Raw genomic sequence first — 14,676 nt, forward strand, 5'->3', positions numbered from 1 at the left:
GAATTTTTTTATGCTTTAACACCTAAGTCAACGCCACCATCAACATGGAGAACTTGACCGGTAACGAATTGATTTTGCATTAAATAGAGATACGCTGAAGCGACTTCTGTTTTAGTTGCCACCCGCTTTAAGGGCACGCCCTGACTAAAATCCGCGGCCTGTTGCTGAACTTGTTCTGGCGTCATATCGCGCCATAAACCAGTCGGCGTCCAAGTTGGGGCCACTGCATTAACACGATAATTCGGTGCCATTTCTACCGCCAAACCTGCGACTAACGTATTAATCGCTTGATTGCCAATAATGGCGCCCGAAGCATCGTACGGATGTCCACCAGCGCCTGACGTTAAAATCAACGAGCCACCCGGTTTTAATTGCTTAGCCGCTAACTGGCTTAACTGTAAGTTCGCAAAAAACTTTGCTTCAACGGCTTCACGAATCGCGGCGACGGTATTATCTAAGAACCCGCCACCCATCGCACCACCTAAGAAAGAAATAATATGGTCAAACTTCGGCGCCGACTTAAAAAATGCCGTAAGTTCGGTCAAGTCCTGTGCGTCTAAAGCCGTACCAGCCACGGCCGTGCTAGTTGTTTTTAGTCGCTCGATAGCTGCCGTTACATGGGGTGGCTGATGTCCAATAATATGGACCGTTGCCCCTGCAGCTAAGGCTTGCTGGGCTACGGTTTCACCAAAGCCAGATGTGCCCCCGACAATTAAAAGTTGTTGTGTTGCTAATGTCATCTGATTGCCTCCAATCGTTATCTTACCTTAATAAGAATACTGCATTCTTGGTAAATTAACTTGGATTTAACCTAGACAATTCGCTTATTGATTTTCTTCGGCATGAGCTGCGACTTGTTGAAAAATACTGATAATGTGTTTATCGGCTAATTGGTAATGTACTTGCCGGCCACTGCGCGTGCCAACGACTAGTTTTAACTCCCGCAACACGGCTAACTGGTGTGAAATATTGGATTGTGTTAATGCTAGGCCAGTTGCCAACTCACCAACACTGAGCTTGGAAACACCCAGCGCATAAATGATTCGCGCGCGGGTCGGATCACCGAGCGCCTTAAAAATAGCGGTAATCCGGCCAAGTTCATCATCTTGTGGAATTAAGGCACTCAAACGTTCAACAATGGCCTCATGATCAATTTCTGAATTCATAGTTACTCCAATTTCTGATTGTGGTTTGCAAAACAAGGTGTTACAATACACATGAACAGTCATTCATATGTAAATCTATTCATAAATCAATTATAACCATTCAAAGGTCGAATTCAACTGAGAAGGTAGGGATTTCTGATGGCACATACACATCAAATCAAACAACAAACCAACGCATTCAAAATTGGCGTGTTATTAAATTCAATATTTATCGTTTTAGAAGCCGGTTATGGCTTATCCAGCAACTCATTGGCCTTAGTCGCCGATGCTGGTCATAATTTAAGTGACGTTTTGGGCCTCTTAATTTCATGGTTAGCAGTCTGGCTTGGCCAGAAAAGTGCTAATTCCAAATATACTTACGGCTACAAAAGTTCTTCAATTTTAGCCGCCCTGTTCAATGCGGTATTCTTATTAGTCGCCATTGGCGGGATTTCAGTAGAAGCCATCCAACGACTAAGCAATCCTGGACCAGTCGGCGAATGGGATGTCATTATTGTGGCCGCTATTGGGATCTTCGTCAATGGGTTCACCGCCCTGCTTTTCATGAAGGGCCAAAAACATGACATTAATATCAAAGGCGCCTTTTTACACATGGCCGCTGATGCTGGTGTGTCCCTTGGCGTGGTGCTCGCTGGTTTTATCATCTTAAGTACTGGTTGGTATTGGCTCGATCCCGTCGTCTCCTTAGTGATCGCCATCATCATCTTGATTGGCACTTGGGGGCTCTTACGCGATGCAATGAATTATTCATTAGAAGCGGTACCTAGTAACATTGATGAACCTGCCATTCGTGACTTTTTATTAGCTCAACCCACGATCAACCAAGTGCACGACTTGCATATCTGGGGGATGAGTACCACTGAAACGGCGATGACCGTGCACCTCTGCCGGTCAACCTTAGCCGACAACAATCGCTTCTTAGAAAACTTGAACAAAGCCTTAAGCGAACAATTCCCCTTAACACACATCACCGTTCAAGTTGAGTTAGGCAAAGTCAATTACGAAACGACCGATAGTTCAATTTAAGTACCACTATGCCAACACATAAAGCGAGGTCGACAACTGTCGGTCCTCGCTTTTTTGATCGTTTAAAATAAATATACCAGTAACAGCCCTTATAATTTGCATCATGCTAAATTAGTCACCTACGTCAGCCAGTGATTCTGCCGGCTGTGGGGACCGGTTCCAGCCAAAGATCAGGCTTCCACCTCGCTTTTAAGCCTAGCCTAAACCGCTAGTCTCAAAAGTCGTCCATATCGTAAAGTCCGGTAGAATCATCCGGACTAACGATATTTTCACGGCCGGCGCCATCACTGGCTGACGTAGGTTGTATTTCGAATACCAATCAATCTCGTAATCGCCATCATAACCGAGAGTGAGCTCACATTGAGCCCAGCCGTGGGAGCTCTTAGCGATTTATCACTTAGAGCTCGGCGCTTTTGAAACACGGGCTTGGTGGTTCAAAACGACGGTTCAGACCGCTTTTTGGCTGGACCGGTCCACCCACAGCGTTCCGGCTCAATGTGGGCGAACGGCAGGTGGCAAGTAAATCATATCAGTGATCATTGTAACTGAAATAGCTGTCAACCTTGAGCTAGTTTAACTTGATAATCCCAGCAGCTAATAAAAACATCTGCGTCACCACGGGACCCACAAACGTAAAACCGTGCTTGTGTAAATCCTTCGCAACACGCGTGCCCAATGCTGATCGTGTCGGCAACTCATCATCCGGTGCTGGCATCAGTAATGGTGTCGCATCAACAAATGCCCACAAGTAAGCACTAAAACTGCCATACTCGCGCTGTAACTGAATGATCGCCCGGGCATCGGTGATAATGGCTCGTAATTTACGGCCATTGTGCATGATACCATCTGTTTGCATTAATTGTTCCCAATCAGGTTCATCTAAACCTGCCACTTGTTCAACCCGTAGGCCAGCCATATGTTGACGTAATTTCGGTAATTGACTAGCCGCTGCTTGCCAACTCAGCCCGACTTGTAAGATCCCGACCACTAATAATTCAAACAACACATGATCATCATGCGTTGGCGTCCCAAAATAGGCATCGTAATCAGCCGGGCCATTGCTCGTAAAGTCGTCAAAATCGGTGGGACTAATCATGGTCAGTCGCCAACCAGTAGCCTTGATCGATGCGATCTAACAATGTCACCATTTGTTTGGTTTCAGCAACATCATGAACCCGCAAAATCTGGCCACCTTTTAACATCATCGCGGCTTCTGCCACCAGTGTCATTGGTAACCGGTCTTCTTTTTTGAGACCTAACAATAAGCCCAAGTAACCTTTACGTGAAATAGCCACCATCATCGGTCGTTTCAAATAGTTGAATTCATCGATATTGCGCATCATCACATAGTCTTGTTCACCATGGGCCACTTTAGCATAGCCAATCCCTTGATCTAAGGCAATTCGTTCCAGATCAATTCCCGCACCGGTTAAAGCAGCGATATTTTGTTCGAAGAATTGCCGCATACTACTAGTCAAATCAGTGTATTCTTGATCGCGACTACTGTGCATCGTCAATAACCCAACCCGACTGTCCGCCATTAAACGCAATTTCCGGGGATCATCAGTAAAGGCATTCACATCATTAATAATGCTGACGCCTTCGGTTAAGACCGCTTGCATAACGTCATATTTATACGTATCAATCGCAATGACTGCCTCGGGAAAATGCTGCTTAATTGCCCGAATATAAGGTAAGGTCCGATCCAATTCAACTTCCGGTGTCACTTCTTTAAATCCGGGACGTGTCGTTTGACCATTGACTTCAATCACATCCGCACCGGCTTGTAGCATCTCATCAACGTGATTCAATACATCCGTCATGGTTTTGTATTGACCACCATCATAAAAAGAATCTGGCGTAATATTCATAATGCCATAGATCATCGGTTTATCTGTTAAATTAAACCGTTTTTCACCAGCTTGCCAATAAATATCATACTGCTTCATGATTTGCGTCAACTGACCTTGGACCATCGCTTGATCTCGAAAAACTTGAGGCCAGTGGGTCGTTAATTGCCGTGCAGCCGTTTGTGTTAGTAACACCGTCAATTTGGTCGCATCAACTTGCACGACGCCGTCCAATTGTTGACACAGTTGGATTAATTGTGCTTGTTGTTGGGCATGGTAATGGCTAAACTGTAAAACCACTTGTTGTTGCCGATTGACTTGGGCAAATAATGCCCGACTGGCGAAATCATTGGTTTGTGCAAATTGGCTCGTAATATCTTGAACTAACATTTCTAAATCCACCTAACCTTTCTGACCTAGTAATTGTGCTTGTAATTGCGCAGCGGCGTGCCCACGATGCGTTAGTGGCACGCGCCAAATATCCGGTAGTTCGGCTAAGGTTCGCCCAAAGTGTGGCAGCCAAAATAGTCGATCAAAGCCACCTGAATAGCGACCTATTTGATGATGCGCTAAATAGCCTTGAATCATGGCCTGAGTGGTGACTACCCGTCCATCTGGCCAAGCCGCCGCTAAAGTCGCGCGCATCACGGCTTGCCGTTGATCATCAGGGACACCCGCCATTGTCGTGATTAACGCCTGATTGCGATCAAAACCACTGGTTGTTTGGCCTAAATCACGCGCGGTCGTGACCCCATACGCCGTTGGTTGAGCTGGAATTTCAATCCCACTATCATCCGCAATCACTGGTTGTTGTAATTGCTGGGCCGCAAATTTAGCCTTCGCCTTGGCGTTTTCAATATAACTCGTCGTTGTTTCAGCCGGAAAATCTAAACGTGGGGCAACCTCATAATACGGCTGGGCCACAATGCCATAATAAGCTAAACACTGGGCTAAATCCCGACTCTTACCAGGATTATTGGACGCAATTAACCATGATTTAGTCATCCGGCAACACCAACCATCCGGCTTGTTGTAACTCACGCATCACATAAAATGAGCCCGCGACCACAATTGCACCATTTTCAGCCACTTTTTGTTGCGCTAAGGCTAAAGCCGATTGAATATCATCAGCTGCCATGACTTGTGGTTGATCAGTTATCGCAAGTTGTTCAGCCGTTGCCGCCAACACCTTAGCCGGTAAAGCTCGGTCTGGTTGTTGAGGTGTATTGGTAATCACCACTTGTGCTGCAGGTAACAACGTCATTAGCATCTGTTCATAGGCTTTATCCTTCAACACACCGACGACCCAGACAAGTGATCGACCGGGTAATAAGGTCTGTAGGCTCTTCACTAAAGCCTGCATACCATCCGGATTATGGGCGCCATCGGCTACGATTAGCGGTTCCGTTTGTAAAACCGTCAGTCGACCGGGAACCTGAACTTGTGCTAAGCCCGTCCGTACCGCAGTGTCACTGATGGTGATTGAGTGTCGTTTAAGAACCGCAATCACTGTTAAAACTAAACTCAGATTCTGTAATTGATAATCACCGACTAACCCCAGTTCTAAGTTTTGCCACTGATACTGATCACTGGCAATATCTAAGGTTGTCCCGGTAATTTCACGATCATGTACTTGCCAGTTCAAGCGCGTTGGTCGGACGATTGGCACACCTTGCCTGGCCGCTTCGGCTTGCAAAACGGCTTGGGCTGCGGGGTCTTGATTGGCCAACGTGACTACAGTTGTTTTCGATTTAATAATTTTTGATTTATTGCGTGCAATCGCATCAAGCGTTGATCCCAGAATGCGCGTATGATCTAAGGCAATTTTGGTAAAGACGGTCACTTGAGGCCCTGCTAAAGCGTTAGTGGCATCGTATTGACCACCCAAACCAGCTTCAACAATGGCCCAATCGAGGTTCTGATTACGAAACCAGACCATACTAATGAGGAAAAACCATTCGAACACTGAAATATCAGCAGCTTTTAGCCCCATGTTGGTTAACACTGGCACAATTTCATGATAGCTGTCGAGAAACTCAGCCAGCTGAATCCAATGACCGTTCACCTGCAGTTGTTCGCGCGGATCATTGATCGCCGGACTGCTAAAGCGGCCAACTCGTAAGCCTTGTGCCTGGAGCACGCTTGCTAACATTGCTCCCGTTGAGCCTTTGCCATTAGTCCCTGCAATGTGAATGACATGAAAATGTCGATCAGGATGGTTTAAATGCCGCATAATTCGCCGCAATAATGGTACCCGGTCGGCGTCATTAGCCAACATCGCTTGATTCAGTTGTGCCAGTAAAGCTGTGTATTGTGCCTCAATTGTTGCCAAGCTCGCTCACCTACTTTGCAATTCGCTGTAAAAATTCCCGTTTCAAGTCTAAGTCATCGCGGAACTGCCCGCTATAATAGCTACTTTCGGTTTGAACGCCAGGCTTATTAACACCCCGCATCTCCATGCACATATGACGCGCCGTAATCGAAATTGCTACCCCAGCTGGATCTAAAATCCGTTGGAGTTCCTTGGCAATCGTCACCGTTAATCGTTCTTGCACGTTAGGTTGTTGACTACAATAGTCGATCAACCGTGGAATCTTACTTAACCCGATCACTTGATCATGTTGTGGCACATAGGCCACTTGCACCGTACCAAAAAATGGCAATAAGTGATGTTCACACATTGAATAGAACGGAATGTCTTTTAATAACACCATTTCTGTTGGTTCCGTCACTTTAAACAACTTATAGTTATCAAATGGTGCCGCCGTTTTAGTCGCAAAAACTTCTGCATACATCCGTGCAACCCGATCCGGTGTTTCCACTAAGCCCGGTCGGTCGGGATCTTCACCAACCGCTGTTAAAATTTCACGAACAGCATGGCGAATCTTTGCTTGTTTATCCTCATCAATCATCTTTACTCACTCACATTTCCTACTTTTTTTATCCAACTATTATCTTGATTGGCTTTAATTAGTGCCGCTACTTGTGGCCCAACGATAGGGTCATCGGCCGCAATTTCGGCAGTTGGTAACAACACAAAGTTACGTTTAGCTGCTTGGGCATGGGGCACAATTAACGTTGAGGTGTTGAGTTGCCGGGCACCCCAAAAAATAATATCTAAATCAATTGTCCGTGGGCCCCAGTGAATTTGTCGCTGCCGATGCAGGCCTTGCTCGATCTCATGTAGCCGGTCCAATAATTCATCCGGCGTCAAACTAGTCGTCAACGCCACCGAAACATTATAAAAGTTGGCCTGATCGCGATTCCCCCATGGTTCCGTTTCATACCAATTAGAAGTTGCCACCACCGTCACGTCTGCCAAATCGGCCAATTGTTGTAGCGCAGTTTTAATGTTGGTGACACGCGGATGGATATTAGAACCAACGCTCAAATAAACCCGTTCTTCAGCGGTCATTTGGCGCCCCCTCGACCTCAATTTCAACATCGTCAAAAATTCCTGGCATTGGGACACTATATTTCCGAATTTTAAGATTGATCAACTCAACCGTGGGAAACTTATCCAAAAGTGTCCACAATAAGTGGTTAGCGAGCGATTCGATTAATTTATACGAGTGGGTCGTCACAAATTCATCAGCCACGGCCCGAACTTCTGCATAATTAATCGTTTCATGAACATCGTCGTGTAAAACTTTGGTTTCAATTGGATATTTAATGGCAATATCCAACGCCAATTGTTGGCCGTTACGCCGTTCTTCTGGTAACACACCATTAAAAGTATGTACCCGCAAATTGTTAATTCGAATCATTCCCATTAGGATCCCTCTTATACTGTTTTTAACTACCATAATAGCATGAAGCGCACGTGCGCGGGTAATAATCCGCCAGTTTACGATAAATGACTAACTAAACGTTCGGTATTAGCTATCAAATCTTTATTTTCATGTACAGCGATTAAAAAACATACGTTCCCTTTTTGCAATACTTCATGCTACACTATAACTATTAAATGCTAGTGCGAATGGAGGGGCACTCAGATGAAACCACAACCATATAGTTATGATAAAAACAGCCAACAAAGATTGCAAAAAATGCGTTAATCGAACGCTATCAACAACAGCACCCACATGATGAAACAAAGACTAAAACCAAAACGACATCACCCACTCCAGATATAACTGACTTAAAACGTGAAAATCGCCGATTAAAGCGGCAACTCAAACAATTACAACATCAGCTCAATCAGCAAAAACGACAATTGACCATATGCCATAAACAACTCGCGACTAGTCAGCAGCAACTCAGCAAGTTACACCAACAACTGGTCGATGTCACCAGCGAAAACGCAAAATTAACCGTACAATGGCAACAAGCACGCGATTTCAGTCATAGTGTCAGTAATTGGTTTGCGCTAGGTATCCTCATTTATAACCGCGCCGACAACTTATATACGGCAGCCTACCAACAACGGGCATTTAATCAGACCCAGCAACTCTTAACACCTAAGGACCGTCAGCACTTAGCTCGCTATGAAGACTTTAAAAAACAATTCTCTAGTCAAGATCAACTTATCACACGGCTAAAGGCCATTAACCATGAAGCCACAGCTGAAAACCGCCGCTTAAAGCGCCGACTGATTAAAGCAGCTAGCTCATCTGGCTCAACCGTTCCACTAGTCGATCAAGTCATGGCCAAAATTACGCCGGCGAAAATCAATTCAGTCGCGTGGCTTCCAGCGGCTCATCGGCGCTATCATCATGTTTTATTAGAAGATGTTTTAATCAACACCGGCAATCGTATTTTTGGTTGTTTTATTCCGCACCACGGCGGTTATTATTTTCAAGTCGTCAACGGCCGCGCTTATCAAAAATATCGGCGCTTAGGTGCGGCTAAACGTACCTTAACTAAAAATGCCGTTTATGCGGGTATCATTGATGGCGATTGCGTCTTGGTTACCACTATTTTCCACGACATTACCCCATTACAATTACGGTCACATCATGAACTGCAATTACACCGCCGACGTGCACGTTCCAATTATCAGGCGTTATTACCAGCGGATGCGGAAATAAAATTAACCGGCAAAAAAATATTGATTGTCACTTGGCAACGTACTCAGCGTCTTAATCAAATGTTACGTGCGTTTGGCGTTGAACCACTCATCGTCAATAATCATGAAAAGAGTATTAACTGGATTGCCACCACTGCGGTCTCCAACCAAATTGATTTTACATTGTTACTAAGCGAGGGGCTTTCCCACAGCATGTTAAGTACGCTTGGTAAAGAAACAATCAAAACACGCCGTGACATTGAACTCGTTTACAATGAATCTCCAGAAGAATTATTGCGTCGCTGTTACCGATTCTTTAGTCAACCAACATAGTATAAAAAAAGACCTGAGATTAATCGTCTCAAGCCCTACTGATTATGAATTCTGTGTGCCAGTTTCAAATTTAAACACATTGCCTAAATACTGACTCGTTAACCCCGGTGTCTGTTTAACAATAAACGTCGCCACCGGTGAATTCGACATCTGTGTCTGAATAAAATCGGTTTGCACCAAGTTGGCTAGCGATAAAACAACAAAAATAACCAGATAACTGATCACAAACGATACCGCACCGCCGGCTAAGCTATTGACTTGCTTGATCACTGGTAACCAAGTGATGGCTCGCGACACCCGCGCTAACATCCGAATAACTGCCCAGCCTAGCGACGTTAAAATAAAAAACGCCACTAAATTAATGACTAACGTGCTCACTGCACTTTGTTTGACTAAATTTAAACTCGTTAATAACGAGGCCAAGGTCGTTCCCAATGGCTGATAAAGTAATCGTGCGAAAATCAAGACCCCAATCGTCCCGATCAGATGTAAGATTTCTATCACAAACCCGCGATGAAAGCCGCGAAAAATAGCCCCTACTAGTAATAATAAAATCACAATGGTAAAAATCATGTCTGCACCTCCCAAATGGTGTGACTTATATTTTACCAGCTTTCTTGAATGACTAGGCGTTAATCGCTAAAAATTAAGCATTACTTAGACAGTTCTGCCCTTGCTTGACTTCATCTTTAATTTTCGTTAAGGTTTAACAGTTATCAGTCAGAATGGAGCCTTAAAAAATGCGTCTAAAGCAAGTATTTAGTGGTCTTGCAGTCTTAGGTCTTATTGGTCTATTGACGGGCTGTACCACTCCCAAAACAACCACTAAAGCTGGTCAGATAAAGATCCTTACCAGTCTGAATTTCTATGGTGAAACCGCTAAACAAGTGGCCGGTAAATACGGGCAAGTTACGGCGGTTATTAACCGCGCCAGCATCGATCCTCATGACTTCGAGCCTACCGTTAAAACAGCCAAACAGGCCAGCTCAGCGGCGTTAATTATTGATAATGGCCTCGGTTATGACGGTTGGATGAGTAAACTAACCACTAATAAGGCTGACGGTACTAAAGTCCTGACAGTCGGTACCACAGTCGCTGGTAAAGCGAATGGTGCTAATGAACATGTTTGGTATGATCCTACCACGATGCCCAAGCTAGCGACTGCGATTGCTAAACAACTTGGAACCATTCAGCCGGCTCATCGACAGTATTTTCTCAAACAGGCCGCTCAATATCAAACTAGTTTAAAACCACTGACCAAGCTCATTAAGCAACTCAAAGCTAACGTGCACGGACAAAAAGTTGCTGTCAGTGAGCCAGTCTTTGATTATGCCTTAAAGTCACTTGGCTATAAAATCAGTAATAATCATTTTGCCATGGCTATTGAAAATGGTGCCGATCCGTCACCAAAAGACATTCAACAGATGCAGCAGGCCATCAAGCACCATCGAATTGCCTTTTTCGTTGAAAACACCCAATCTGATAGCAATATTGTGGATAATATGGTGCAATTAGCCCATCAATACAACGTCCCCGTGTTAAAAGTCACGGAAACATTGCCGGCCCATCAGACTTATCGCAGTTGGATGCTATCACAATATCGCCAACTTGAAAAAATTCAACAAGCAACCAAATAAAAATGGTGAATCATGACGATTCACCATTTTTATTTGAGCTAATTTTGTTGTCGTTCATCTCGTAATAACAATGCCAAGACCAATCCCACAATTTCGACTCCTAACATCGTCCAGAAGACGGCGTGATAACCATGTAAGTTAGCCGTTAATGTCGGTACACCGGCCTTGAGCTGCGCGGCAGTGACGTTGGATAAGATCAACGTTGCCACGGCGACCCCTGCTGAACCTAAAATTTGCCGCACGGTTGTAATGACTGCCGTCCCGTGTGAAATGAGCTGATCCGGCAACGAATTCGCCCCCAAGGTCACCGCTGGCATCATGACAAAGGCATTCCCACCTTCAATTAAGGCGGCTAATAAGATCATCGTCAATAAGTTTAGCTTGGTTGTGAGCAGGGCCAGGATCAACCAACCAATCACGATCATGCTCATCCCGACTAACATGATCTGCTTGTAACCAATCTTCTCTGCTAATTTTCCAGTTAATGGATTCAAAATACTGAGGAACACGGCGCCAGGAACTAATGATAATCCTGAAATAAATGGCGACACTTTTAAGACGCCTTGGTAATAAAGTGGAAAGACAATCGTCACGACAATTAAGGCGATATAAGAAATCGCAGTTAAGAAGATCGCTAAGTCATAATTAAACGTTTTTAAAACGCGTAACTCCAGTAATGGCGTTTGTAGATGAAATTGCCGATAGACGAAATAGGCGACCGCCAACAGTGAGATCACTAATAAAATCCCATTTAACGTCCAATTGACGTTAGCCTTGCCAATTTCATTAACCACATACAACACACCCGCAAACCCTAACAACATCACAATCGAGATGAGATCTAACTTAGATGGCTTATTAACCATCACATCTTGAATCGTGATAAAACTAATTAAGATTAAAATGGTTGCGACCGTAATAAACACTAAAAATAAGCCGTGCCAATCCGTGAACTTCAAAACAACGCCTGAAATAATTGGACCACTGGCTAATGCTGATCCCATAACCAACCCGGCAATCCCCATCGTTGAGCCACGATCGCTTTCTGGGGTAATGGTTAATAAGATTGATTGATACGATGGAAACAAGACCCCCACAGCAGCTGCCTTGATCAACCGGCCAACCATCATGATGCCAAACGAAGGCGCAAAATAAATAATTAATGACCCAACATCAAATAAGATTAAAACCGTTAAAAATAATTTCTTAAATCCAATATTATCTAGTAGCCATGGACTAACCGGCATCATCACAACCATCGTTAACATAAACCCCGTGGTTAACCACTGAACGGTAGAAGCCGAGATGCCAAAATCATGCATGAAGGTCGGATAAACTGTCGATAAAGATGATTGACTGATCGACATTGTCCAGGTCCCCGTCAATAACGTAAAAATAAACCAAAAACGCCGCCGACCAGACAACGTAGTTTCTGTTGTCGCCATCAAAATTCCCCTTTTCTCACTTTAGAACTATTATTATCTAACAGTTACTATTCTAATCATTCTGAGGATAAATGTACAGGGATGGCCACCTGATTTATCAAATGCGCTAGTGTTTTCGTTTACGAGTGGCTAATCACCATGCTATACTCACTTAAAAATAATGAGGTAAGGGTGATAAACAATGGCAATGTTATATGGTAAACATGATCATGAAACCAACAAATTCTTGACGCCCATTTTTGGCGATCCCGCTGAGCAACATGACTTACCGAAATATCGCTTGGCCCAACATGCACTGGCTCCTCGTGAAGCCGATCGCTTAGTTCGCGATGAGCTGCTTGATGAAGGGAACTCACGCTTAAATTTGGCAACTTTTTGTCAAACCTACATGGAACCCGAAGCGGTCGACTTAATGAAGGACACCTTAGCCAAAAACGCCATTGATAAATCTGAATATCCCCGGACCGCCGAGATTGAAAATCGTTGTGTGAACATCATTGCCAATTTGTGGCATGCACCCGAAAGTGAAAAATTTACGGGAACTTCTACGATTGGTTCTTCGGAAGCCTGTATGTTAGGTGGCCTGGCCATGAAATTTGCATGGCGGAAACGAGCCCAAAAAGCGGGGCTGGATCTAAACGCCCAACGACCTAATTTAGTCATTTCAGCTGGCTATCAAGTTTGCTGGGAGAAATTCTGTGTTTACTGGGATATTGATATGCACGTTGTCCCAATGGATGAACACCAGATGGCCTTGGACACAGCCCACGTGCTGGATTATGTAGACGATTATACAATTGGGATTATTGGAATTATGGGGATCACCTATACTGGTCAGTACGATGATTTATCGACACTCGATGCTATTGTTGATAAGTATAACCACCATCATACCGAATTACCGGTTTATATTCATGTTGATGCCGCTTCGGGTGGGTTCTACGCCCCATTTGTAGACTCACAATTGATCTGGGATTTTCAATTAAAAAATGTGATTTCAATCAATGCTTCAGGTCACAAATATGGCCTGGTCTATCCAGGTGTCGGTTGGATCATCTGGCGTGATCAACAGTTCTTACCAGAAGAATTAGTCTTCAAAGTAAGTTACCTCGGTGGCGAATTACCAACAATGGCCATTAATTTTTCACACAGTGCCGCTCAACTCATCGGTCAATACTATAACTTTGTGCGTTTCGGTTGGGACGGTTATCGTGAAATTCAAACGAAGACTCACAACGTTGCTCGCTATTTAGCAAAAGCAATCGAACAATTGGGTGAGTTTTCGTTAATCAACAATGGCCAGCAGTTACCATTAATTTGTTATCAATTGGTTCCGCGTTCCGATCGTGAGTGGACCTTATATGATTTGTCAGATCGCCTACTCATGAATGGTTGGCAAGTCCCAACTTATCCACTACCTGCTAACCTAGAACAGCAAGTCATTCAACGCATTGTTGTCCGCGCCGATTTCGGCATGAACATGGCTCATGATTTTATCGACGACCTCACTGCGGCCATCAAAGCACTTAATCAAGCTCATATTGTGTACCATGCTGATGAAGCACCTAAGAAGTATGGTTTTACACACTAACGAGCGCTCACTAAATTTAAAGCTGATGACGTGAACACGGTCTCGTTCATGTCACCAGCTTTTTATCTAAAAAGCGTATCGATTGTAATCGATACGCCATAATATTAGTCACTCTTCATTATTCGGCCAACATCGCCGCACTTACCTTCTGTAAATCGGTCTTATTAAGCTCACTTTCAGTAACTAGTTTCATCTTCTTCAAAGCAATTACCGCTCGGTATTGAAGTTCAGCCACATTAATATCATCGCGGACGTCGTAATGCGTGATCGTCACGTAGGCGGAATTCTCGTAAACCTTTTCCACTTTAGCATAAAAATCATAATCGGTATTACCATTCTTTTGGCATTTAACCCGATCCCCCACTGCAATTTTAGCCATTACACTCACTCCACTTCATAAAAGATGCTAATAACATAGCATGGAATGATCATAATAACAATTATTGCACTCAAATGTAGTTAATTTTTGGCCTAAACGTTAGGTTATTATGCAAACCTTTGGAACACACAAAAAAAGGAACCGATTAATCGATTCCTTACGTTTGCATGGCAACGTCCTACCCTCGCAGGGAGCGATCCCCCAACTACTCTCGGCGCTAAGAAGCTTGACTTCTGTGTTC

Annotated in this window: 16 protein-coding genes; 4 read left to right on the top strand and 12 right to left on the bottom strand. The window is 44.2% G+C overall.

Annotated features, from left to right (window positions below; translation table 11 throughout):
- Positions 1 to 8: 8 nt before the first annotated feature.
- A complete protein-coding gene (locus FFM84_RS15190; protein WP_130846293.1) occupies positions 9 to 740 on the bottom strand; it encodes an SDR family oxidoreductase in 732 nt (243 codons plus the stop codon).
- Positions 741 to 824: 84 nt separating this feature from the next.
- Positions 825 to 1,166, bottom strand: coding sequence for an ArsR/SmtB family transcription factor (locus FFM84_RS15195; RefSeq protein ID WP_130846294.1), 342 nt, complete (start codon positions 1,164 to 1,166; stop codon positions 825 to 827).
- Between the two features lie 138 nt (positions 1,167 to 1,304).
- On the opposite strand from FFM84_RS15195, the gene FFM84_RS15200 reads away from it, so the two are divergent.
- Positions 1,305 to 2,192: a cation diffusion facilitator family transporter gene (locus tag FFM84_RS15200; RefSeq protein ID WP_130846295.1), complete on the top strand. Its 888-nt coding sequence runs from the start codon at positions 1,305 to 1,307 to the stop codon at positions 2,190 to 2,192.
- A gap of 568 nt (positions 2,193 to 2,760) precedes the next feature.
- Here FFM84_RS15200 and FFM84_RS15205 read toward each other — a convergent pair.
- The 7 genes from FFM84_RS15205 to folB all read right to left on the bottom strand — a co-directional run bounded on the left by FFM84_RS15205 (position 2,761) and on the right by folB (position 7,815).
- On the bottom strand, positions 2,761 to 3,288 hold the full coding sequence (locus FFM84_RS15205; RefSeq protein WP_130846296.1) for a DNA-3-methyladenine glycosylase I: 528 nt from the start codon (positions 3,286 to 3,288) through the stop codon (positions 2,761 to 2,763).
- Positions 3,281 to 4,432, bottom strand: coding sequence for a dihydropteroate synthase (folP, locus tag FFM84_RS15210; RefSeq protein ID WP_130846297.1), 1,152 nt, complete (start codon positions 4,430 to 4,432; stop codon positions 3,281 to 3,283). Before folP ends, FFM84_RS15205 begins: the two co-directional genes overlap by 8 nt.
- Positions 4,433 to 4,444: 12 nt before the next feature.
- A complete protein-coding gene (locus tag FFM84_RS15215; protein ID WP_130846298.1) occupies positions 4,445 to 5,047 on the bottom strand; it encodes a non-canonical purine NTP pyrophosphatase in 603 nt (200 codons plus the stop codon).
- Positions 5,040 to 6,320 (bottom strand): bifunctional folylpolyglutamate synthase/dihydrofolate synthase, encoded by a 1,281-nt coding sequence (locus FFM84_RS15220; protein WP_130846313.1) that lies wholly within the window; start codon positions 6,318 to 6,320, stop codon positions 5,040 to 5,042. The genes FFM84_RS15215 and FFM84_RS15220 overlap by 8 nt, the downstream gene beginning before the upstream one ends.
- A gap of 64 nt (positions 6,321 to 6,384) precedes the next feature.
- The gene (folE, locus tag FFM84_RS15225) at positions 6,385 to 6,954 is read right to left on the bottom strand and encodes a GTP cyclohydrolase I FolE (RefSeq protein WP_130846299.1); all 570 of its coding nucleotides are present in this window, start codon (positions 6,952 to 6,954) and stop codon (positions 6,385 to 6,387) included.
- A gap of 2 nt (positions 6,955 to 6,956) precedes the next feature.
- The gene (folK, locus tag FFM84_RS15230) at positions 6,957 to 7,457 is read right to left on the bottom strand and encodes a 2-amino-4-hydroxy-6-hydroxymethyldihydropteridine diphosphokinase (protein WP_130846300.1); all 501 of its coding nucleotides are present in this window, start codon (positions 7,455 to 7,457) and stop codon (positions 6,957 to 6,959) included.
- Positions 7,447 to 7,815, bottom strand: coding sequence for a dihydroneopterin aldolase (gene folB / locus FFM84_RS15235; RefSeq protein WP_130846301.1), 369 nt, complete (start codon positions 7,813 to 7,815; stop codon positions 7,447 to 7,449). Before folB ends, folK begins: the two co-directional genes overlap by 11 nt.
- A gap of 443 nt (positions 7,816 to 8,258) precedes the next feature.
- On the opposite strand from folB, the gene FFM84_RS15240 reads away from it, so the two are divergent.
- The gene (locus FFM84_RS15240) at positions 8,259 to 9,383 is read left to right on the top strand and encodes a hypothetical protein (RefSeq protein ID WP_130846302.1); all 1,125 of its coding nucleotides are present in this window, start codon (positions 8,259 to 8,261) and stop codon (positions 9,381 to 9,383) included.
- Positions 9,384 to 9,425: 42 nt separating this feature from the next.
- Here FFM84_RS15240 and FFM84_RS15245 read toward each other — a convergent pair whose 3' ends face one another.
- On the bottom strand, positions 9,426 to 9,956 hold the full coding sequence (locus FFM84_RS15245) for a CvpA family protein (RefSeq protein ID WP_130846303.1): 531 nt from the start codon (positions 9,954 to 9,956) through the stop codon (positions 9,426 to 9,428).
- A gap of 167 nt (positions 9,957 to 10,123) precedes the next feature.
- On the opposite strand from FFM84_RS15245, the gene FFM84_RS15250 reads away from it, so the two are divergent.
- Positions 10,124 to 11,020: a metal ABC transporter solute-binding protein, Zn/Mn family gene (locus tag FFM84_RS15250; protein ID WP_130846304.1), complete on the top strand. Its 897-nt coding sequence runs from the start codon at positions 10,124 to 10,126 to the stop codon at positions 11,018 to 11,020.
- 38 nt (positions 11,021 to 11,058) lie between these two features.
- On the opposite strand, the gene FFM84_RS15255 is transcribed toward FFM84_RS15250, so the two are convergent.
- The gene (locus FFM84_RS15255) at positions 11,059 to 12,465 is read right to left on the bottom strand and encodes an MFS transporter (RefSeq protein WP_130846305.1); all 1,407 of its coding nucleotides are present in this window, start codon (positions 12,463 to 12,465) and stop codon (positions 11,059 to 11,061) included.
- A gap of 187 nt (positions 12,466 to 12,652) precedes the next feature.
- On the opposite strand from FFM84_RS15255, the gene gad reads away from it, so the two are divergent.
- The gene (gene gad / locus FFM84_RS15260) at positions 12,653 to 14,056 is read left to right on the top strand and encodes a glutamate decarboxylase (protein ID WP_165444417.1); all 1,404 of its coding nucleotides are present in this window, start codon (positions 12,653 to 12,655) and stop codon (positions 14,054 to 14,056) included.
- 118 nt (positions 14,057 to 14,174) lie between these two features.
- Here the strand turns inward: gad and FFM84_RS15265 are convergent, their stop codons facing one another.
- Positions 14,175 to 14,435, bottom strand: a complete 261-nt coding sequence (locus FFM84_RS15265) for a DUF2187 domain-containing protein (protein WP_130846307.1) — start codon at positions 14,433 to 14,435, stop codon at positions 14,175 to 14,177.
- Positions 14,436 to 14,676: the final 241 nt, after the last annotated feature.

The organism is Lactiplantibacillus mudanjiangensis, from assembly GCF_005405385.1.
Classification (GTDB): Bacteria; Bacillota; Bacilli; order Lactobacillales; family Lactobacillaceae; genus Lactiplantibacillus; species Lactiplantibacillus mudanjiangensis.